Below are 21,435 nucleotides of genomic sequence, written 5' to 3' on the forward strand. Positions count from 1 at the left end.
CCCCATCGATCCCGCCCAAGAAGCAATAGACGCCCCAAAGCTCGATGAGCGTCAGTACGTGAAGATCAGCGATCAAGCCAAGATTGGCATGACATGCAGCCAAGCTCCATAGGCGCGTCATCCAGTCGTCGCATGCAGGAGTCATACGCCCTCCTTCACGGATGCCCCAGTGAGCACTGCGCGAAGTTCGCCAACATTCCAGCGAGCAGATGCCCCGAACTTGCGGGGCTTTGGCAATTGACCCGCGGCGGAACGACGCCAGACAGTGGCGCGCGTACAGGACAGGAGAGCCGCTACGGTCTTGCAATCGACGTGGGCGGCGTTGGGGAGGCTGTCGAAATCAGACAGCGGGGTAACGGGCTTCGGCATTGCGTATCACTCCATTTGATCGGCGCGATACGAATGTCCCTGCTGTATCGCCGCCGCACTTAGGTGTTACAGGGCGATACGGATTCTTTGCCTTACCTTTACGTTGGTCGATAGATGTGGTGGATAACGGCGGTTAATGTCCGCTAGCGGCGGTTAATGTCCGCTGGCGGTACTTCAACCGTTTGACGAGTGCGTCGCGGGTGAGCACTTTTTCCTTGTTGTTGGCATCCGTGTATTTCAGTGCGCCATCGGATGCAACACCTGTAAACGGCCCCTCCTCACTCAATGCTCGCTCTCGCAGATACGGATAGATCCGATTCACATCCATACCTAACTTCTTGACAGCATCGTCAATTTCGGGGGCCAGGATGTTGGCGCGCTTGGTAATTGCCGAGTGCCGGGTAATTCCAGTGTCGGCCAGAGCTTCACTCGCTTGGCTTGCATTCTTCGGGGGCAGCCAATCTTCAACAGGTGCGCCCTCTGCTGATGCCCCCGACTCGAGGACAACATCTTTGTATTCAGACGCTATGTCTTCATCAATAGCGTCCGAATACACTCCAAGCGCTTTATATAGCTCTGCGAGCGTGCACGGAAACCGGATGTAGGGCTCGCCTGGAGTCCATCCGTCCGGCCTTTCGAGTAGCGCTGCCGCTTCCTCGCCGGTAAGAGAATCCAGAACCTCCTTGTATGCGCTGTCATCTGGCCAAATGCCCGCAGCATCTACCCTGATACCGTCAATCTTTTGATTCAGGGTCAATCTTCGGTAGTCGCCCTCGTGGATTTTTCTACTCATCGCGCACCTTCACATGTCACCTCCAATTTAGTGCCCCCTAGGCGGATTCAGCGCGACCCTTGATGCTCACCACGTTGCCAGCCGCCGAAATAGCCGCCTGCCGGTCGATTTCATCCGCGAGGTATTGCAGCGCCTTGCGCCGCTCCGATTCCAACTCATGGTGGTGATAGCTTGCCGCCGTCTGGCTACGCTCAGTGTGGGCCAGCAGCAGCTCCACCACGTCCCGACTGAATCCGTTCTCGCGTAGCAGCGTTGCTGCCGTACCGCGCGTGCCATGCGGGGAAAACTCGGGCACGCCGAAGTCCAAGCGCTTAAAGAGGTGGTTCAGCGTTGCATCGGCCAACGGCACGCTTGCGATCTTCACGGAGGGAAACACATATTCACCCGCTCCGCTGAGCGCCCGCATAATCTCCAGCACCTCTAGCGCCTGGCGCGACAGGTAGACCCGGTGCGGCCGGCGCGACTTCATCCGTTCGGCGGGAATGTCCCACTGGGCTTTGTCGAAATCGAACTCCGACCACCTAGCGCGTAGCACCTCGTTCTTCCGGCACATGCTGTACATCAGCAGTTGGGCGGCGGCAGTCGTGGACGGGTGCGCTCCCTGTTTGCCAAGCGCCCGCCAGAACGCACCCAGCTCGGATTCGGATAAGTGGCGATGGTGTTCAGCCTTGGGGACGGTGATGACGCCGCGCAGGGGCCGTGCTGGGTTCGACTCCACGAGCAGCTTCTGGATGGCGTAGTCGTAGCACTGCTGGATGAGGGCGCGCACGCCCTCCGCCGTATTCGGTGTCGGCCGCAGTTCCTCAATGATTCCTAGGACGTGCGCCGGCTTCACGTCCTCCAACGCCTTGCGCCCGATGGCTGGCCAAACAAACCGCTCTAGGCGCGATTTGATCTGACTGCGGTAGCCCTCCGTCTTGCCGGCCAGACGCTCATCGATCCACTTGAGGGAAAACGCTTTGAACTGGCCTTCGTCGGCGTTTATCGCTGCGCGCGCCACACGTTCAGCCTTCTCTTCACGCCTGTGCGTGGCCGGGTCTTCGCCATGCTCGACCATCGCCCGGTATTCAGCATGCCGGTCCCGGGCATCGGCCACGCTGATTTCGGGATAGCGCCCTATGGTGACTTCGCGGCGCTTGCCGCCCAACCGGTATTGGTAGGCCCAGGTCTTAGCGCCACCTGGCGCGACCAGCACGAACAGGCCACCGCCATCGACCAGCTTGTACCGCCCCTCCTTCGGCTTGGCATTGTTGATCCGGGTCGGAGTCAGCACATAGTTGAAGTGACGCATGGAATCACCCTCCAAGTGGAGTGTTTGGAGTGCTTACACGCCCCAATTCCACTCCTTTTTACACTCCTTGATGGAGTGTTTTCATGATACCGCGTGATACTGCCTGAAACAAAAAACCCCGGCAGACCATTGATCTACCGGGGTTTTGTGCGTCAGCCTGATACTGGCTGAAACGTGCTTACATGTTGTCGATCATCACTTGACCGAAGCCGGAGCACGACACTTGGGTCGCGCCTTCCAGCAGGCGCGCGAAGTCGTACGTGACCTTCTTCGACAGGATCGACTTCTCGATCGACGAGATGATCAGGTCAGCGGCTTCCGTCCAGCCCATGTGGCGCAGCATCATTTCGGCCGACAGGATTTCGGAACCCGGGTTCACGTAGTCCTTGCCGGCGTACTTCGGTGCCGTGCCGTGGGTGGCTTCGAACATGGCAACCGAGTCGCTCAGGTTCGCGCCCGGGGCGATACCGATACCGCCGACCTGCGCGGCCAGTGCGTCGGAGATGTAGTCGCCGTTCAGGTTCAGCGTGGCCACGACCGAGTACTCGGCCGGACGCAGCAGGATCTGCTGCAGGAAGGCGTCGGCAATGGCGTCTTTGACGACGATTTCCTTGCCCGTCTTCGGGTTCTTGAACTTGCACCACGGGCCGCCGTCGATCAGCTCGGCGCCGAATTCCTTCTGTGCCAGTGCGTAGGCCCAGTCACGGAAACCGCCTTCCGTGAACTTCATGATGTTGCCCTTGTGCACAATCGTGACCGACGGCTTGTCGTTGTCGATCGCGTACTGGATGGCCTTGCGCACCAGGCGCTCGGTGCCTTCCTTCGAGACCGGCTTGACGCCGATGCCCGACGTTTCGGGGAAGCGGATCTTCTTCACGCCGAACTCGTCCTGCAGGATCTTGATCAGCTTCTTGGCCTTGTCGCTCTGGGCTTCGAACTCGATACCGGCGTAGATGTCTTCCGAGTTCTCGCGGAAGATCACCATGTCGGTCTTCTCCGGCTCTTTGACCGGCGAGGGCACGCCCTTGAAGTAGCGCACGGGGCGCAGGCAGACGTACAGGTCCAGTTCCTGGCGCAGCGCCACGTTCAGCGAACGGATGCCGCCGCCCACCGGCGTCGTCAGCGGGCCCTTGATGGACACCACATAGTCCTTCAGCACTTGCAGGGTTTCTTCCGGCAGCCACACGTCGGGGCCGTACACCTTGGTCGACTTCTCGCCGGCGTAGATTTCCATCCAGGAAATCTTGCGCTCGCCCTTGTAAGCCTTCTCAACCGCTGCGTCCACCACCTTGATCATCACCGGGGTGATGTCGAAGCCGGTGCCGTCACCTTCGATGTAAGGAATGATCGGGTTGTTCGGAACGTTCAGGGAGAAGTCTTGGTTGACGGTGATCTTCTCGCCGGCCGGGACCTTGATGTGTTGATACATGGACGACTCCAGTGCAGACCGCAGGTTAGCGGGTGGACGGTGGGGGTTGACAGCACAGCGTGCCGCTCACGGGTTGGCCGGCGTGGCGCGCTGCAATGAATTGGCGATTCTAACGGCCTACGGTGACGCTCTCACGATGCACCGCACAAATCTCGCATCTCGCGTAAGCCGCAACTCTTATATAAGACACAAGAGTTAATTTCGCATTATGCCGGAAAATTTCACCATCCGCCATACTCCCCAACGCGGCAAGGCTGCTGTCAACTGCCGGGCAAGCCGGGGCCAGGAGCCCGGGCGAAGGGGGCCCGGGCCTCGACCCACGCGGAATCCACGTCCAATCGGGCGCTCCAGGCATCCACCAGTCGGGCCAACGCGGCGCGCAGATCGGACGCGTTGCCGGCATCGAGCAATCGGATCAGGCCCGCGCCATCCAGGCCCGGATGCCGGCGGACCAACCACGCGAGCGTCTGGATGTGTTCGATAAAGCGATCGTCAGTCCGGTGCAAATGGCTGAAACGGGACAACCCCGCGTGGCGATCCAGCGTCGCGCCGGAGATCGTCTGCGACACGAGCATGAAATCGTCGAAGCTGGAAACGTCGTGCGTAGGCGGCCGGAAGCCGGGCACGGCGCCCAACCCAATCAACGCGCCGCAGCCGAGGACGAAATCGCGGCGCCGGAAACGGGCAGGCTGGATGGGCGAGGCGGGCTTGGTGGGGCGGGGAGATGACGGCGGGAGAGACACAGCGAGCCTTGAGCAAAATCGGCTCGCATTCTCTCGGCGCGGGCGCCCCGGTCCAATCAGATCGATCCGAAACGCAGGCGCCGAACGTCCGGTGGCAGGCATCTTTCTTGCGCAGCGCAACATGCGCCACATTCGCGGATCAGGAAGCACGAAGGCTTTTGTCGCCCCCACAAAAATTTCAACGCGACGTGTCAACGCGCCTGTAACGGCCTGCGTTATTGCAGATGACTCATTTAGCGGGTCGTTGGTTAACTCACTGATCTATAAAAGGATTCACCATGAAGAAGCTGATCGCTGCCCTGATCGCCGGCCTGTTCGCCACCGGTGTGTTCGCTCAAGCCTCCGCTCCGGCTGCTGACGCAGCTGCTGCTCCGGCTGCTGCCGAAAAGGCTGCTCCGAAGGCCAAGAAGGCCAAGAAGCACCACCACAAGAAGGCTGCCAAGAAGGCTGCTGACGCTTCGGCTCCGGCTGCTGACGCCGCCAAGCAATAAGCTTGTGTTTCTGCCAGGCCCACGTGGCTCGGCCGATACAGAAAAAGCAGGTGCTTATGCATCTGCTTTTTTTTCGCCCTCGCCTGCCGTGCGGAAATCCCGAGCGCGCATGCGGGGCTGTCAAAATAGCGCCATCAAGCTTGAGTACCTTGCCCGTTCCTCACAACAAGAAACAGGGATGGCGCAATGGAATTCCGATCGATGTTCGCTCCGGTGCAACGAAAACGCACCGTGCTCACGATGTTCTCTCTTGCCGCGCTGGCCGCTGCCGCCGTGATTGCCGGCTGCGGTGGCTCATCGTCTGATTCGACGCTGGTGTCGACGGCCACGCCGTCGGATGCAGCCACGGCTGACGCCAACATCCAGGCCGCGTGGGTCGAGATCGGCGACAGCAACCAGGCTGTTGTGCGCGCTGTCACGAGCTATACGAACAGCGCCTCGCCCGTCGACAGCTCGGTCTGCCCGCTGCTGACGGTGGACGGCACCTCCACGCGGATGACGCTGCGTGTGGCCGCCGGCACTCCGGCGCAGCGCAACACGGCCAGCGCCGCCAGCGATTCGAAAGCCTCGTCCTTCCCTGTGAACGCCTGCGAAGCCACCGTCGCATCCACCGCCAAGGCCGCGTCGATCGGCTCACGCGCATTGCCGCTGCCCAAGGCAAACCCGCAGCGTGTGGTGATCCTGGCGGACACCGGCTGCCGCATGAAGAAGTCGAGCAACACGTTCCAGTCGTGTAACGACCCGCTGTCGTGGCCGTTTGCCAACGCTGCCGCCACGGCCGCCAAGATGAATCCCGACCTCGTGCTGCACGTGGGCGACTACCACTACCGCGAAAATGCCTGCCCGCCCGACGTGGCCGGCTGCCAGGGCAGCCCGTGGGGCTACGGCTGGGATACGTGGCAGGCCGACCTGTTCCAGCCCGCCGCACCGCTGATGGCTGCGGCCCCGTGGGTGCTGGTACGCGGCAACCACGAAGAATGTGCGCGCGCCGGCCAGGGTTGGTACCGCTTCCTGGACCCGCGCCCGTACGCCGCCGCCCGCTCGTGCGACGACCCGGCCAACGACACTGGCGCCAACGCGTCGGACCCATACGCCGTAGCCATCGGCAGCGATACGCAGGTCATCGTGTTCGATTCGGCCAAGGCCGGCACGACGGCATTGGCGACGACCGACCCGTGGTTCCAGACCTACCAGAAGCAGTTCAGCACGGTGGGCACGCTGGCCGCCAAGCCCGGTGTGATGTCGATCTTCACCAACCACCACCCGATCCTGGGCTTCGTGCCGATCGCGGGCAGCACGCCGCTGGGCGGCAATGCAGCGCTGCTGTCGGTCATGAACAGCCTGAACGCCACGGCCTATTACCCGCCGGGCGTGCAAGTCGCACTGCACGGCCACGTGCACGACTTCCAGGCCATCAACTTCACCAGCAACCACCCTGCGACCATCATTGCAGGCAACGCAGGCGATTCGCTCGACGTGGCCCTGCCCGATCCGTTCCCGGCAATCAGCCCCGCTTCGGGCGTGACGGTTGGCAGCATCTCGCACAACAACTCGTTCGGCTTCATGGTGATGGACCGCCAGGCCGCCCCCGCCAAGGGGTGGCTGTTCAAAGCCTATACCGTGGCCGGCAAGCTGCTGACCACCTGCACGCAGAACGGCACGAGCCTCGTGTGCGACAAGACGGGCTTCGTCGCACCTTGAAGGCCCTGAGCATCACGCTGCTGGTTGCCGCCGCACTCTTGCCGGGTGCGGCCTTGGCTGAATCGATCGGCATGACGCCAAGGCTGGACGCTGTGCCACCGCCTGCCGAGTCGACCGCGTTCAAGCCGGACCCGAACCTCGTCGCGCTCGGCAAGCGGGTGTTTCTGGACCCGCGCCTGTCGGAGCCGCAAGGCACGTCGTGCGCGGCATGCCACGACCCGGGCCGCGCCTTCGCGCCCACGCTGAAGGGCGAGGCGCTACGCATCGGCGTACCGGCAGGCAGCCGCCCCGGGCATATGGCGGCACGCAATGCGCCGTCACTGCTGTATCTGCGCTACATCCCGCATCGCTATTTCTTCCAGGACGACGACGCGAGCTTCCCGTCGCCGTTCGGCGGTTTCTTTGCCGATGGCCGGGCGGATTCCATCCCGGAACAGATCCGCGGCCCGCTGTTCAATCCCGATGAAATGGGCAACCGGTCAGCGCGCGACCTGCAGCGCAAGGTGGCCGGCACCGACCTGGGCCACGCGTTGACGAAGCAGTTCGGCGCCGATACGGTGCGTGAGCCCGAACGCCTTGTCAGCGCGTTGGGCAAGGCGCTGGAGGCGTATTTCCAGAGCGACGAGTTGGCACCGTTCACCTCGCGCTTCGATGATTTCCTGCGCAAGCGCACGCCGCTGTCCCCCGCCGAGATGCGCGGCCTCGCCCTGTTCCGCAACCCGGACAAGGGCAACTGCGCGTCGTGCCACCTGATGGTGGAATCGTCGTCACGGCCGGAGCGCTCGCTGTTCACGGATTTCGGCTACGACGCCATCGCCGTGCCGCGCAACCCGCTGCTGCCTGCCAACAAGGACGCACGCCACTTCGACGTTGGCCTGTGCCAGACCGCCCACACGCTCAAGTGGCCGGAGCCCGATCAGTGGTGCGGCTATTTCCGCACGGCGGGCCTGCGCAACGTGGCGGTACGCCAGACGTTCATGCACAACGGCGTGTTCCGCACGCTGCGCGATACCGTGGCCTTCTATGCCACGCGCTCGACCGACCCCGCGCAGTGGTACCCCGGCGGCAAGCGTTTCAACGACGTGCCCACCAAATACCAGGGCAACATCAACGTGAATGCCGTGCCGATGAACCGCCGCCCCGGCGCCACACCTGCCCTGACGGAAGACGAGATCGACGACATTGTTGCGTTCCTGCGCACGCTCACCGATGCGCGTTATGTGGCTCTGATACCCGATGCGGCGGCGGACAAAGCCCGCTCTGCGCATGCGCCCAAGCCGGACGCCAAGACGGTCGCCACTGAACGCCACGCCGCCAATACGCGGTAACAACTTCGTCGCCCGGCCGGCCGCCGTCTCATTGACGCCGGCTGGCCGAGTGCCGATCATGGAGCGTTTCTTTTCTGACCCGTTCGCGCCATGACCCCCCTGTCCCGCTTCTTTGCCGCTCTATCGCTGGCCGTTGCCGCCACCGGGGCGCTTGCCCAGACTCCCACTGCCCCCAATACCGGCCTGCCGGTGGTCAACCTGACCCTCGGCATGTACAAGGTCAAAGCCGAGGTGGCGGCCACCCCGCAAACGCGCGAAACCGGCCTGATGTTCCGCAAGACCATGCCCGACACCGCCGGCATGCTGTTCGTGTTCGATGAATCCGCCGGCCACTGCTTCTGGATGAAGAACACCGACCTGCCGCTGTCCATCGCCTTCATCACCGACGACGGCACCATCTCCGACATTGCAGAGATGAAGCCGCAAACCGAAGACAACCACTGCCCCACCCGTGCCGGCAGCTATGCGCTGGAAATGAACAAGGGCTGGTTCGCACGCAAGGGCATCAAGCCCGGCATGAAGGTGGACGGACTCCCCCGCTGAAACACACACGCAACCAACAACAGAGAGGAAACCGCCGCATGCACGCTTTCGACAACAACCGTCGCCGCTGGATGCGGCAAGCCGGTGCGCTGGCCCTGGGTGCGGGTGCCGCGTCGGCAGGTTTGCCGTTGGGCGCCTCGGCCGCCGATGCGCCCAAGAAGGGCACGCGGCTGATCCTGCTGGGCACCGCCGGCGGCCCGACGCCCAAGAAGAACCGCTCGGCGCCGGCGCAGGTGATCGTCATCAACGGCGTGTCGTACGTGGTCGATTGCGGCAACGGTGTCGCACGCCAGTACGTGACGGCGGGCCTCAAGCTCAAGGACATCCGCCACGTCTTCATCACGCATCAGCACTCCGATCACAACGCCGATTACGGCACGCTGATGCTGCTCGCATGGGCCACCGATCTGACCGGCCCCGTCGACGCCTGGGGACCACCCCCGCTGGCCGCGATGACGACCAAGTTCCTCGAACTGTACGACTACGACATCCGCACCCGGATTGCCGATGAAGGCCGCCCACCGCTGGCGCCGATGATCCACCCGCACGAACTGACCGAAGGCGGGCTGGTCATGCAGGATGCCAACGTGAAGGTGACGAGCGCGCTGGTCAAGCACCCGCCGGTGTCGCCGGCATTTGCGTTTCGCTTCGATTCGGCAGACCGTTCCATCGTCATCTCCGGCGATACGGCGCCGAGCGAAAACCTCGTGCGCCTGGCTTACGGCGCCGATGTGCTCGTACACGAGGTGATGCACCTGCCGTCGCTCGACAAGCTGCTGTCCACCGAGCCCAACGCCAAGACGCTGCGCGAGCATCTGCTGGCAAGCCATACCTCCACCGAAGAGGTCGGCCGCATCGCCACCGAAGCCAAGGTGAAGACGCTGGTGCTGTCGCACTTCGTGCCCGGCGGCTATCCGTATCTGGAAGATTCAGTCTGGCTGGATGCCGTGCGCCCACACTTCAAGGGCGAAATCATCGTCGGGCACGATCTGCAGGAAATCTAAGGACGGCCGCTGGTGGCTTCGCTGCAATCCTGGTAGAGCTGATTGCGGCTGCCGAGGGTCTCGTCGGCGAGGAAACCGGTGGGGCCCTTCGTCCACCACACATACGGGCCCGACGCATAGCGCGCACCCGAAGCGGCCATCACGTTGGCAAACACCAGCGTCTTGCCGTTGAGGGTCATGGCGGCCAGCGGCGTATCCCCCACGGTCATGTATTTCACCACGAGCGTCTTGCCGCCCTCGCACGTGTAGCGCACGTCGCGCGGGTCCTTGATGGGCAACGCGGAATACGCACGCGCCTAGTCGATCGCCTTGTTGAGACCGGCCTTGGCAAAGTCGAGCGCGGTGTTCAGGTCGTCGGTCGACATGCCGGGCACCGGCGATTGCTGCGCGGTGGCGATCCCGCTGAACACGCCAGCGCCCAACGCCAGCCCAAACATCACTGCAGTTGCAAAACGACGCATGGCTCCGTCTCCAGGAAATGGTCAGCGTTAGTCTGCCGCGTCGCTGTCAGGTTCTGTGGGCTTGAGCACGAATGCCGTCGGCTCGACACGCTGCGGGAGTTCATCGGACAGCGCACGCGCGGCCTCTGCAAAGCACTGCACGAGGCTATCCGCCAGCGATGACGGCGCGTGATGCTCGGCACGCATGGCACGTACATCAAACGTCTGCGCCGGCTCCAGTGCGAACAGCGCAATGCGCTCCATGCTGCCGGTGGCGGCTGTGAACTGATCGAGCATCGTCACGCCGAGCGACTCCTCCACCAGTGAACGCGCCAACGAATACGTCTGCACCTCCAGCGTCGACTGCGGCGCCAGCCCGCCGCGCGCCAGCGTCTGCCCGACCAGCGAGCCGAGCGAAATCTGGTCTTCGAGTCCGATGAACGGCTTCTCGGCGACGAGCTTGTGCAGCGCGCGCCCATCGGTCTTGCCGCCCACCCAGGCGCGCGGCGCGGCCAGAAGGATGCGACCCTGCGCGACCGGCGTGGTGCTGATGGCCGGATGCACAGGCGGCGCAAAGGCAAAGCCGACGTCGATGTCCTGCGAGAGCAAACCCTGCACGATCTCGGCCGTGTGATGCGTGAACACGCGCACCAGCGTATCGGGATGGCGCTGCGAGAAGCGCCGCACGGCGGGGGCAAGGATGCTGGGCGCCAGGCTGGGCGTCGCTGCCACACGCAAGCGCCCGGCGCCCTTGTGGCGCAGATTGGCCGACACGCGCCGCACACGCTCGACCTCCTGGTACAACCGCTCGACTTCGCTGAACAGCTCAAACGCCTCGGCGGTGGGCTGCAGGCGGCCCTTGGTGCGGTCGAACAGCCGGAAGCCGAGCTGCAGCTCGGTGTGCTGCAGCACACGCGTCACTACGGGTTGCGACACGTTCAGCATGCGCGCCGCCTCGCTGACGGTACCGACCAGCATCACGGCGCGGAAGACTTCAATCTGGCGCAGACGCATGGCCGCCGGTCCTCACAATCCGAATAGGGAAGCGCCGATTGTGACATCCGGCGCCGGTCTTCGGCTAGGCGGGGGCGGGTGTGGCGGAAGCGCCCTCCGCTTCCAGGGCGTCTAGAAACACGCGCACCTTGCGCGGCACCAGCTTGCGTGCGGGCATCAGCGCGTAGACGCGCAGCGCGGTCAACTCGAAATCGGGCAGCACGCGCACGAGCCGGCCGGCCGCGACTTCCGTGTCGCCCACGGAGCGCGCCATGCGGGCCACGCCCAGGCCACGCACGGCGGCGCGGGCACGCATTTCAGCATTCAAGGTCTGCAGGCGCGGCTGGATGGGGACTTCGATCGGCTCGGCCGCGGGCTCGCCGACGGGGCGAAAGGCCCAGCTCGCGTCATCCGGGCCGGAAAGGCACGGCCAGCCAGCGAGGTCGGCGGGCGTCTTCAGCGGCGGACGTTCCGCCAGCAAGGTCGGCGACGCATACAAACCGCGCGGGATCAACACGACGCGGCGCGCCACGAGCGACGAATCCGGCAGCACCTGGTCGACCATCACGAAGACGATGTCGTAACCGCTGGCGAGCAGGTCGGGCTGCTCCCACGAGATGTGCACCTGGATCTGCAGATGCGGATAGCGCTCCAGCGTGCGGCAGACGGGCTCGGTCAGGTGCTGCGCGCCCACCTCATACGGCGCGGCGATGCGCAGCGTGCCGGCGACGTTCTCACTGGCGGCGGTGGTGTCGGCGTGCACTTCGCGCAGACGGTCAAACAGTGGCGCGATGTCATCGTAGAAGTGCGAGCCCGCTTCGGTCAGGCGCAACTGGCGCGTGGTGCGCGTCATGAGCCGCACGCCGAGCGCCGCCTCCAGCCGCGATACGGCAGCGCTGGCGGTCGATTTGGGGATGCCCAGCGCCTCGGCGGCGGCGGTGAAGCTGCCGGCCTCCACCACGCGGCAGAAGGTTTCCCAGTCGTTCCACTCCATTGTTCGCATGACTGGACAGTGTTCCTAGAGTTGGCCGTTTATCCTGCTGGCGGGCAAGTTTATGCTCGGGCACATGTCGCTGCCAATCCTCAAACCCGCTTCTCTGCGGGCGTTTCCCCATTTTTCTTCGGCGCGCGTCCACGCTTTTGGGCTGGCGCTGGGCCTCGCCACCGGCCTCGACTTCGTCTCTTCGCAGATGTTCGCCGTGGCGGGCCAGCACATTCAGGGCGGTGTGCACGCAAGCCCTGAGGCGTATCTCTACGCGGTCACAGCGTATGCCGTGGCGGCCGTGGTCGCCAACCTCGCCATCGGCCGCATTGCCGCGCAGATGGGCTACCGGATGTATTCGCTCGTGGGCATCGTGCTGTTCGCCATCGGCTGCGTGGTGTGCGCCCAATCCAACACGATCGGCGAACTCGTCATCGGACGGACCATCCAGGGCCTGGGCGCAGGCGGGCTGTTCTCGGCGTCGCGCATTCTGGTGCAGCTCACGGCCGAACCCGACGAGCGCATTCCGCCGATGCTGATGTTCAGCGTTGGCCTGTTCGGTCTGACCACCATTGCACCGTGGATCTGCGCCGAGGTGCTCGAGTACAGCGAATGGCGCGTGATCTTCTGGATCGAACTGGCACTGGCCAGCGTGGCGTGGGTGGCGATGTTCTTCCTGCCGCCCGAACACCATCAGCCGCGCACACGCGCCGCGCGCCGCCCCGATGAAGCGCCGCCAGAAGAAAGCCAGTGGGATTGGGTTGGCGTGGGAGCCATGGCCATCGGCGCGCTGTCGTTCCTGATGGGCCTGTCGGAGCTGCGCTACAGCCGGCTGACAGCCTCGCCTTTGATTCCGCTCTTGCTGCTGGGCGGTGCGGCTTCGCTGCTGCTGGCCATCCACCGCCTGCGCACGCACCCGGACCCGTGGCTCGATCTCTCGCGCCTGAATGGCCGCCGCTACTTGTGGGGCATCGGCTTCTACGGCATCTATTACCTGATGAGCGGGTACTGGTCGTACCTGTTTCCGGCGGTATCGCAGGGCGGCCTGGGCTTTACGTTCCGCACGACCACGCTGCTCCTGATGATCAGCGGGGCGGTGTCGACCGTGGTGGCCGTGGTCATGACCGTCTGGCTGCCGTTTTTCTTCCGCAAGCGCCGCTTCATCGCCATCGGCTTTGCGGTGTATGCGGCAGCAGCGCTGCTGCTGGCGACAAGCCTGATGCCGGGCGCGCCAGACTATGCGTTCTTCCCCGTGTCGGTACTGGAAGGCATCACGCCGGGCGCGGTGATGATCCAGGTGGCGATGATGACCTACCTCGATCTCGACCGGGAAGACTTCGCGCATGGCTACCAGATGAAGAACATCGCGCGCCAGTTTGCGACCGCGGTGGGCACGGGGCTGGCGGCGGTGTCGCTGCAGACGCAGCAGGCGGAATCGCGCTCGCTGATCGTGGCGCATGTCACGCGCTTCACGGCAGACCTGCAGGCCGTGAACCCCCTTACGCCGGAGCGCCTCGCCAGCCTGTCAGCCGAGATTGACCGGCAAGCCACGCTGCTGGCCGGCACGCAGCTCTTCAGCTGGTTTGCCGTGGCATGCGGCGTGTTTGCCGTGCTGGTGCTGGTGCAGCGGTCGTTGCGCTGAGCGGATGCACTACGATTTCTGCACCGCGTACTTGCCCGGCCCTACAGCGGCCAGCAGGAACAGCCCGCCCATGATGCTCAGGTTCTTGTAGAACTGGATCTTGTTGGCGGCCTCCATGGCGCCTTCCATATCCCAGTACGAGTGGGCAATGAACGAAGTGCCGAGCACGAACAGCGCCATCAGAATGGCCAGCGGCCGCGTCCACAGGCCGATGAGCAAGGCGATGCCCACGCCAAACTCCATGACGACGGCAATCGCTGCGGCCAGCACGGGCACCGGCGCCCCGGTGCTGGCCATGTAGCCGACGGTGCCCTGGAAGCCCGTGAGCTTGCCCCATCCGGACATCACGAACAGCACCATCATCAGGATGCGGGCGAGCAGGATCAATTCGTCGCGCCAGCGTTGAATGAATGCGTCCATCGCGGCCTCCGAGGCCAGTCTTGGTGCCTCCAGTCTAGGCGCTGGAATTGCCAAGTGTGGTTTCGAGCGCATCGAGTACCGCCTGAATCACACCGTGCCGCACGTGTTCTTTCCGCTCGATCATGCCGACGGCGCGCACGGGCGTCTGCGGCGGCATGGGCAGCACGCGCAGGGCCGGGTCGCTCTCCCAGCTTGCGCGGCGCAGGCGCGGCACCAGCGTCACCCCGACCTGCTGACGCACCAGTTCGACAATCGCCTCGATCGAATTGACCTCGATGAACTCGTTGACCGCCATGTGCGTCTTGCGCAGCGCCCGGTCGATCAGCGCGCCGGTGCGCACCGCGCGGTCAAAGCGCAGGAACGGATGGGTGCGCAGGACTTCTTCTGCGCGGCCACGCGTGTGGCGGCCCGCCACCACCACCAGCGGCTCGGTATAGAGCGGATGCCACGCAAGGTTGGCAGGCAGGCGCTCCAGGTGTTCGACCACCAGCGCGCCATCCAGCTCGCCCGCTTCCACCTGGTCCGCCAGTTCGCCCGATTTGCCGGTGATGAGCTTGACGTCCAGCCCCTTGTGCATCTGCTTGAGCCCCGCCACCGCATGTGCCAGCGCCCCCATCACCGACACCACCGCACCGATCGCCACCGCGCCGGACAACTCCGTCTGCGGCTCGTCGCCGACGCGCATGGCGTCATACAGCGCCAGCAGGTGCTCGGCGTGGGGCAGTAGCGCGCGACCATGCGCATTCAGCGTGACGGTGCGCCCCGATCGGTCGAACAAGTCGCGGCGCAGTTCGGTTTCCAGCGCACGCATCTGCAGGCTCACCGCGGCCTGCGTGAGCGCCACGCGCTCGGCGGCGGCGGCAAACGAGCCATGGCGGGCCACGGCGACAAAGGTGCGGAGAAAGCGGACGGTACTCACGGCAAGGCGCGGCGGATTCTCAAGTTTTTCTTAAGCAATATCCAATGAATTTTAACTTTATTAAATCCAGCGCACCGCAAATAATCGTTCGTCAAACATTCCCGCTTGAGCCCCCCATGTCCCACCGCTTCGACTGGCAGAACCCCTATCCCACGGTGCGCATTCCACTGTTTGCGCGCAACGTTGTCTCCACGTCTCATCCGCTGGCCGCACAGGCCGGACTGCGCATGCTGCTTGCGGGCGGCAGTGCCGTGGATGCGGCCATCGCCGCCGCAGCCATGCTCACCGTGGTCGAACCCGTCTCGTGCGGCCTCGGCAGCGATGCATTCGCCATTTTGTGGGACGGCAAGGCGCTGCACGGCCTGAACGCCTCCGGCACCGCGCCGCAAGCCTGGAACCTCGACTACTTCCGCAGGAAATATGGCGAGGACGCCAACGGCAACCCCAAGCGCCCCACGCGCGGCTGGGACGCGGTGACCGTGCCCGGCGCGGTCTCCGCCTGGGCTGCGCTGCACGAGCGCTTCGGCAAGCTCCCGTTTACCGACGTTCTGGAACCCGCCGCCGAGATTGCCGAGCGCGGCCACACCATCGCGCCCATCGTTGCGCACAAATGGGCGGCGGCCATTCCCGAGCTGCACAACCAGCCCGGTTACGCGCAGGCCTTCATGCCGCACGGCCGCGCACCGCAAGTGGGCGAGAAGTTCAAGCTGCCCGAAGCAGCGGCCACGCTGCGCCGCATTGGCCAGACCCACGGCCGCGATTTCTACGAAGGCGAACTCGCCGAACGCATTGCCGCGTACTCGCGCGAATGCGGCGGCGGCATGACCGCGCAAGACCTGCGCGACTTTCAGCCCGAGTGGGTCAAGCCCATCACCAAGCGCTACCGCGGCTACGACCTGCATGAGATCCCGCCGAACGGCCAAGGCATCGCGGCGCTGATTGCGCTGGGCATTCTCGACCGCTTCGACCTCGGCGCCCTGCCCGTCGATTCGGCCGACTCGCAGCATCTGCAAATTGAAGCGATGAAGCTGGCGTTTGCCGATCTCTATCGATACGTGGCCGACCCGCGCTCGATGGAAGTCACGCCCGAGCAGATGCTCGACGACGCGTACCTGGATGCGCGCGCCAAGCTCATCGACATGGGCCGTGCGCAGATGCCGACCTTCGGCATGCCACGCGCCGGCGGTACGGTGTATCTGACCGCCGCCGATGAGAACGGCATGATGGTCTCGTTCATCCAGTCCAACTACATGGGCTTCGGCTCGGGCGTGGTGGTACCCGGCACGGGCATCAGCCTGCAGAACCGCGGCTTCGGCTTCTCGATGGATGCGCGCTCGGCCAATGTGGTGGAAGGCGGCAAGCGGCCGTTCCACACCATCATCCCGGCGTTCCTGACCAAGGACGGCCAGCCTCAGATGAGCTTTGGCGTGATGGGCGGCGACATGCAACCGCAAGGCCATCTGCAGACGCTCGTGCGCATGCTCGATTACAAGCAGCAGCCGCAGGCCGCGTGCGACGCGCCGCGCTGGAAGGTCAACCGTGATTTCACGCTCGACGTGGAAGGCACCATGAACCCCAACACCATCGCTGCGCTGGAAGCGCGCGGGCACAAGCTTGAATCGGTGGCTGATCCGTACATGGATTTCGGCTCCGGCCAGTTCATCTGGCGCCTGTCGGACGACGCCGACCACGGCTACGTGGCCGCCAGCGACAGCCGCCGCGACGGCCATGCGGTGGGCTTCTAAGGAAAGCCCGCCGCACCAGCGCGCTGACCCGTCGGACCGGGCTGGCAACGCGCTGCAGTCCCCATAAAAACGATCCCGGCCCGCACCAAAGGAACCCTCATCATGACCGCCCCGTCTGTGGCAGGCTCTGCTGCACCCGCTCGTCCAGCAACAACGAGTGCAGCGCATGCGCGCCGCATCGTCATTTCGTCGTCGATCGGCAATGCGCTTGAGTGGTACGACTTTCTCGTCTACGGCTTCTTCGCATCCATCATCGGCAAGCTGTTCTTTCCGGCGGATGACGAATGGGTCTCGCTGCTGTTTGCGGTGGGCAGCTTTGGCGTGTCGTTCATCACGCGGCCGGTGGGCGCGATCGTGCTCGGCATGTATGCCGACAAGAAAGGCCGCAAGGCAGCGCTCACGCTGTCGATTCTGCTGATGATCGTCGGCACGCTGGCGATTGCCGTGATGCCGAGCTACCAGCAAATCGGCATCGTGGCGCCCGTCACCATCCTGCTTGCGCGCCTGGTGCAGGGCTTCGCTGTAGGCGGTGAATTCGGCAGCGCGACAGCCTTCATGGTGGAACACAGCACGCGCGGGCGTGGGTACTACGCGAGTTGGCAGTTCGCCAGCCAGGGCATTGCCACCATTCTGGCGGCGGGGCTCGGGGCGCTGCTGACGGCATCGCTCACGTCGGCCGAACTGGAAGGTTGGGGCTGGCGGTTGCCGTTCATCTTCGGTCTGCTGGTCGGCCCGGTGGGTTTCTACATCCGCCGCCATCTGGATGAGACACCCGAGTTCGTCGCCGAGCAAAGAAAGACAATGGTCGACCCGCAGGCTTCGTTCAAAGCGCAGTGGTCTAACCTGCTGCTGGCGGTGGGCGTGGTAGCGCAGTCGACGGTGTCGGTGTACGTGCTGCAGCTCTACATGCCCACGTACGCCGTCAAGCAACTGCATCTGCCGGCGGCACAGTCGTTCGCGGTGGTCGTGCTCAATGGCGGGCTGCAGTTTTTGCTCTCGCCGGTGATGGGTGCGCTGTCGGATCGCATTGGCCGCATCCGCATCATGCTCACCACGTCGGTGCTGATGATCCTGCTGATCTACCCGATGTTTGCGCTGTTGCGCGCGTATCCGACCATCGGCGCGCTGCTTGCGCTGCAAGCCGTGTCGGGCATCTTCAAGGCCGCGTATTCGGGCCCGATGCCGGCGCTGATGTCGGAGATCTTTCCCACGCGCGTACGCTCGACCGGCCTGTCGCTCGGCTACAGCCTGGGCGTGACGTTATTCGGCGGGTTCGCGCCGTTCATCGTCACGTGGCTGATTCACACGACGGGCGATACGCTGGCACCGAGCTACTACGTGCTGACGGCGGCCGCCGTCAGCGGCATCTCGCTGACGATCATCGCACTGCGTCGTCGCAAGCAAGTGCACGCCGCCTGAGCGTTTACGCTTTCTTTACGCCGCGTCACGCCCCTTTTTCACGCTTTTTACGAGCGAATCGATACGGTGTCGTCATGTTCAACGACATGGCGACGCGAGCCGTCGCCACCTCATCATGGCGCGATCGATGCTCCTGTCTTCGCTGATTCCGCAGTTGCTGCCGCCCTCGCCGGTGGCGGTGCCTCGCGCGGCCGCCCAGCCGGCACGTCAATACGTGTGCCTGCGCGTGATGGTGCCCGGCGATGCGCCGCACGCGGTTCGCCGGCAGTTGCACGCGCTGCTCGGCGACACGCTCGGGCTATACATCGTCCGGCACGACGCCCGCCGCAAGACCGTCACCGTTGATCTGGAACTGCCCCATGCGGATGCCGATGCGGTGATCGGTGCGCTGCTGCGCGGCCTCCCCTGTGCCACGCTGGGCCGCATCACGCCGCTGTGCACGGCGCACAAGTGCGCGCATACGTTGCTGCATTGAGGCGCGCCATGTTCTCGGGTATCTGGATTCCGCTGGTCACGCCGTTCCACCATGATCACGTCGACACCGCTGCGCTGCGCCGATTGGTGCGCCATTACCAGGGCGCGGGTGTATCGGGCTTCGTAGCGCTGGGGACGACGGGTGAAGCCGCGCTGCTCTCGCAGATCGAGCGCTATACCGTGCTGGAGGCCATCGCCGACGCTTGTGGCGATCGCACGCCCTTCCTGATCGGCGTCGGCGCGCCGGACACGCGCGAAGTCTGCGCGCAGATCCGCCATTACGAGTGCTGGAACAGCGCAGGCTACCTCGTGCCGCCGCCGTACTACGTGTGCCCGTCGCAGGCGGGATTGCGCTGGCATTACGCGCAGGTGGCGGCCAGCACAGGCCGCCCGGTGGTGCTCTACAACGTGCCCAAGCGCACGGGCGTCTCGATCGCGCCGCATACCGCGCTGGCGCTGGCCGAGCAGCCCAACATCGTCGCCATCAAGGAATGTGTGGCCGAGCATTTCAGCGCGTTGAAGGGCGGGCCGCTGGATGTGCTGAGCGGGGATGACAGCGCGCTGCTCGATTGCCTCGCACAGGGCGGCACGGGAGGCATCCTGGCCGGCGCGCATCTGCGGCCGGAGCTGTTCGTAGCGCTCGTCGCGCACCATCGCGCGGGGCGCATCGTCGAGGCCCGGCGCTTGGCCGATGCACTGGCGCCGTTGGCTGCGCTGCTGTTTGCGGAGCCAAACCCTGCGCCGGTCAAGGCGTTGTTGTCAGCGGGGGGAAGCATTGGTGCGGACACGCGCGCGCCGATTCTGCCGGTATCGGAATCGCTGCACCGCCGTCTGGTGGCGGCGATGCACGCCCTGGAAAACGTCGAAGTGGATTGCCCGCCACGACTGGCCCAAATATAGAGAGTGCCGATCAGGCGCCCTTGTACCACGCCGCGTTGAACGGCGCGCCATGGCGCATGTAACGCGTACCGCGATGATGACGTCGTGCGTTGCCAGATGCCGGTACATCGTTGTCTTCCACCATCTCGCGTTCGGCCACCGTGCGAGCGCGGGGCTGCTGCACTTGCGAGTAGACGCGTTGCTCCATCCGGTCTCGCGCCGCCGCCACCCGGTCGGGCGATGCGGGTTGCGTGGCAGCATCCGCCGGCACAGGCGTAATGGTCGGCACCGGCGTGGCGGCGTTGGCAGGCCCAGCGGCCATGGCGACGCTCATCGCATTGCCTGCCTGGGCGGCTGTCGGCGTGTGGCCGGTGAGGCTCTTCACCCAGGGCGCGTGGTACATCCCAATGTAAATCGCCCCCGTCACGGCAATCAACGCGGCCGCGACACTGCTGAATGCGCCACCGATCACCGCGCGCCATGTGCGCCCCCACCACGGCGTGCGCTCCGCGGCGATCTGCTCCACATCCGACACCTCGGTCGGATCAACATGGGTGGCGGCCAGATGCGACGGCTCGGGGGCGTGTGGTGGTTGAGCAGTGATCGAAGCGGGCAAGCGCATGGTGAAAACTCGAAGTCATGGGATCGGCAGCGTATCCGTCTGCTGATCGTTATTCGGGAACCGCCGCATGTCACCCGGATGACAGCGGAACGGAGGATGGGCAGCTTTGGTTAGCAAGTTTCCTGCCGGGTTTTGTGCGGTGCCACAAATCGCCGCCAGCCCTTGCCTGTGCTCGCACCGGCCCTCCACGCAGACGATTCGGCCGCGCGGCGGCATGCCCGTAAGAACGCACAGCAGGTAGACTTTGCAAAGTTTACCGGGCGTGACGCCCGGCCTTACCTGCCCAATTGGCCTCACAGGCCCCTCAAGGAGAACACCGTGCGTTGGGATGACATGCGCGAAAGCAACAACGTCGAGGATGAGCGAGCGTCCTCGGGCGGCAGCGGCTTCGGTGGCGGCGGCATGCGGTTGGGCATCGGCGGCATCGCAATCGTGGCCATCGTGGGCTTACTGATGGGCAAGAACCCGCTGGAAATTCTCGGCATGGTGATGCAAGTGTCGCAGAACACCCCCACGCAATCCGCGCCGCACAGCCCGGCCCGCCCCACCGGGGAGACCGACAACGACCGCAGCAAGCAATTGGTCTCGCACGTGCTGGGCGACACCGAAGACACGTGGACGCAACTGTTCAAGCAAGCCGGCCGCGCGTACCAGCCGCCCAAGCTGGTGCTGTTCCGCCAGGGCATCCGCTCAGGCTGCGGCGACGCCTCGTCTGCCGTCGGCCCGTTCTATTGCCCGGCTGACACCAAGGTCTACCTTGACCTCGGCTTCTTCGACGAGCTGCGCCGCAAATTTGGTGCCCCGGGCGACTTTGCCGCCGCGTACGTCGTCGCGCACGAGGTGGGCCACCACGTGCAGAACCTGCTGGGCGTGTCGGAGAAGGTCAGCCGCGCGCAGGCGGGCAAATCGCAGGCTACGGCAAATGCCCTGTCGGTCAAGCTGGAGCTGCAGGCCGATTGCCTGGCCGGCGTGTGGGGCCACTATGCCCAGCAACGCGGCCTGCTCGAGCGCGGTGATCTGGAGCAAGCGCTCACCGCCGCGCACGCCATTGGCGACGACACACTGCAGCGCAACGCCGGCCGCAGCGTCACGCCTGATGCCTTCACGCATGGATCATCCGAGCAGCGCATGCACTGGTTCCGCCAGGGCTTCGATGGCGGCGACCTTCGCCAGTGCGATACCTTCCGCGCCGGGGCAAATGCCTGATC

At 64.6% G+C, this 21,435-nt stretch carries 20 protein-coding genes and 1 pseudogene; 11 read left to right on the forward strand and 10 right to left on the reverse strand.

The genetic code is table 11. The annotated features are described in order from the left end of the window. Positions 1 to 502: 502 nt before the first annotated feature. The 4 genes from R2N16_RS15110 to R2N16_RS15125 form a co-directional block, all read right to left on the reverse strand. Complete coding sequence (locus R2N16_RS15110; RefSeq protein WP_316666550.1) at positions 503 to 1,162, reverse strand: hypothetical protein; 660 nt, start codon at positions 1,160 to 1,162, stop codon at positions 503 to 505. 37 nt (positions 1,163 to 1,199) lie between these two features. Continuing rightward, complete coding sequence (locus tag R2N16_RS15115) at positions 1,200 to 2,453, reverse strand: tyrosine-type recombinase/integrase (protein WP_316666551.1); 1,254 nt, start codon at positions 2,451 to 2,453, stop codon at positions 1,200 to 1,202. Positions 2,454 to 2,631: 178 nt separating this feature from the next. After that, entirely contained in the window at positions 2,632 to 3,882 is a 1,251-nt protein-coding gene (gene icd / locus R2N16_RS15120; protein WP_024974950.1) for an NADP-dependent isocitrate dehydrogenase, read from the reverse strand. A gap of 260 nt (positions 3,883 to 4,142) precedes the next feature. Further along, positions 4,143 to 4,625 (reverse strand): sugar dehydrogenase complex small subunit, encoded by a 483-nt coding sequence (locus tag R2N16_RS15125; RefSeq protein WP_316666552.1) that lies wholly within the window; start codon positions 4,623 to 4,625, stop codon positions 4,143 to 4,145. Between the two features lie 278 nt (positions 4,626 to 4,903). Between R2N16_RS15125 and R2N16_RS15130 the strand changes: the two genes are divergently transcribed. The 5 genes from R2N16_RS15130 to R2N16_RS15150 all read left to right on the forward strand — a co-directional run bounded on the left by R2N16_RS15130 (position 4,904) and on the right by R2N16_RS15150 (position 9,692). Then, the gene (locus R2N16_RS15130) at positions 4,904 to 5,116 is read left to right on the forward strand and encodes a hypothetical protein (protein WP_004631913.1); all 213 of its coding nucleotides are present in this window, start codon (positions 4,904 to 4,906) and stop codon (positions 5,114 to 5,116) included. A gap of 186 nt (positions 5,117 to 5,302) precedes the next feature. After that, positions 5,303 to 6,817: a metallophosphoesterase gene (locus R2N16_RS15135; protein ID WP_316666553.1), complete on the forward strand. Its 1,515-nt coding sequence runs from the start codon at positions 5,303 to 5,305 to the stop codon at positions 6,815 to 6,817. 71 nt (positions 6,818 to 6,888) lie between these two features. Beyond that, a complete protein-coding gene (locus R2N16_RS15140) occupies positions 6,889 to 8,145 on the forward strand; it encodes a cytochrome-c peroxidase (RefSeq protein WP_428984135.1) in 1,257 nt (418 codons plus the stop codon). 90 nt (positions 8,146 to 8,235) lie between these two features. Then, complete coding sequence (locus R2N16_RS15145) at positions 8,236 to 8,688, forward strand: DUF192 domain-containing protein (RefSeq protein ID WP_316666556.1); 453 nt, start codon at positions 8,236 to 8,238, stop codon at positions 8,686 to 8,688. A gap of 38 nt (positions 8,689 to 8,726) precedes the next feature. Then, on the forward strand, positions 8,727 to 9,692 hold the full coding sequence (locus R2N16_RS15150; protein ID WP_316666557.1) for an MBL fold metallo-hydrolase: 966 nt from the start codon (positions 8,727 to 8,729) through the stop codon (positions 9,690 to 9,692). Here the strand turns inward: R2N16_RS15150 and R2N16_RS15155 are convergent. From R2N16_RS15155 to R2N16_RS15165, 3 genes and pseudogenes are all read right to left on the reverse strand, one after another. Further along, positions 9,689 to 10,153 (reverse strand): annotated as a pseudogene (locus tag R2N16_RS15155) (MliC family protein). The gene R2N16_RS15150 and the pseudogene R2N16_RS15155 sit on opposite strands and share 4 nt — an antisense overlap. A gap of 27 nt (positions 10,154 to 10,180) precedes the next feature. Then, positions 10,181 to 11,146, reverse strand: a complete 966-nt coding sequence (locus tag R2N16_RS15160; RefSeq protein WP_012762713.1) for a LysR family transcriptional regulator — start codon at positions 11,144 to 11,146, stop codon at positions 10,181 to 10,183. A 64-nt stretch (positions 11,147 to 11,210) separates the two neighbouring features. Next, positions 11,211 to 12,119 carry a LysR family transcriptional regulator gene (locus R2N16_RS15165; protein ID WP_316666594.1) on the reverse strand — a complete coding sequence of 303 codons (909 nt, stop codon included), beginning with the start codon at positions 12,117 to 12,119 and terminating at the stop codon, positions 11,211 to 11,213. 73 nt (positions 12,120 to 12,192) lie between these two features. Between R2N16_RS15165 and R2N16_RS15170 the strand changes: the two genes are divergently transcribed. Then, positions 12,193 to 13,749: an MFS transporter gene (locus R2N16_RS15170; RefSeq protein WP_316666559.1), complete on the forward strand. Its 1,557-nt coding sequence runs from the start codon at positions 12,193 to 12,195 to the stop codon at positions 13,747 to 13,749. Between the two features lie 9 nt (positions 13,750 to 13,758). Here R2N16_RS15170 and R2N16_RS15175 read toward each other — a convergent pair whose 3' ends face one another. Beyond that, a complete protein-coding gene (locus R2N16_RS15175) occupies positions 13,759 to 14,169 on the reverse strand; it encodes a DoxX family protein (RefSeq protein ID WP_316666560.1) in 411 nt (136 codons plus the stop codon). A 34-nt stretch (positions 14,170 to 14,203) separates the two neighbouring features. After that, positions 14,204 to 15,088 carry a LysR family transcriptional regulator gene (locus R2N16_RS15180; RefSeq protein WP_316666561.1) on the reverse strand — a complete coding sequence of 295 codons (885 nt, stop codon included), beginning with the start codon at positions 15,086 to 15,088 and terminating at the stop codon, positions 14,204 to 14,206. 116 nt (positions 15,089 to 15,204) lie between these two features. On the opposite strand from R2N16_RS15180, the gene R2N16_RS15185 reads away from it, so the two are divergent. From R2N16_RS15185 to dapA, 4 genes are all read left to right on the forward strand, one after another. Next, positions 15,205 to 16,833 carry a gamma-glutamyltransferase family protein gene (locus R2N16_RS15185; RefSeq protein ID WP_316666562.1) on the forward strand — a complete coding sequence of 543 codons (1,629 nt, stop codon included), beginning with the start codon at positions 15,205 to 15,207 and terminating at the stop codon, positions 16,831 to 16,833. A 102-nt stretch (positions 16,834 to 16,935) separates the two neighbouring features. Continuing rightward, entirely contained in the window at positions 16,936 to 18,252 is a 1,317-nt protein-coding gene (locus tag R2N16_RS15190) for an MFS transporter (RefSeq protein WP_316666564.1), read from the forward strand. Positions 18,253 to 18,379: 127 nt separating this feature from the next. Next, entirely contained in the window at positions 18,380 to 18,727 is a 348-nt protein-coding gene (locus R2N16_RS15195; protein WP_316666565.1) for a hypothetical protein, read from the forward strand. Between the two features lie 8 nt (positions 18,728 to 18,735). Beyond that, positions 18,736 to 19,626 (forward strand): 4-hydroxy-tetrahydrodipicolinate synthase, encoded by an 891-nt coding sequence (gene dapA / locus R2N16_RS15200; protein WP_316666566.1) that lies wholly within the window; start codon positions 18,736 to 18,738, stop codon positions 19,624 to 19,626. A 10-nt stretch (positions 19,627 to 19,636) separates the two neighbouring features. On the opposite strand, the gene R2N16_RS15205 is transcribed toward dapA, so the two are convergent. Further along, on the reverse strand, positions 19,637 to 20,227 hold the full coding sequence (locus R2N16_RS15205; RefSeq protein ID WP_316666567.1) for a hypothetical protein: 591 nt from the start codon (positions 20,225 to 20,227) through the stop codon (positions 19,637 to 19,639). Positions 20,228 to 20,545: 318 nt separating this feature from the next. Here R2N16_RS15205 and ypfJ point away from each other — a divergent pair, with 318 nt between their 5' ends. Next, a complete protein-coding gene (gene ypfJ, locus R2N16_RS15210; protein ID WP_316666568.1) occupies positions 20,546 to 21,433 on the forward strand; it encodes a KPN_02809 family neutral zinc metallopeptidase in 888 nt (295 codons plus the stop codon). The last annotated feature ends 2 nt before the right edge of the window (positions 21,434 to 21,435 follow it).

Source organism: Ralstonia psammae, from assembly GCF_958405935.1.
Taxonomy (GTDB): Bacteria; Pseudomonadota; Gammaproteobacteria; order Burkholderiales; family Burkholderiaceae; genus Ralstonia; species Ralstonia psammae.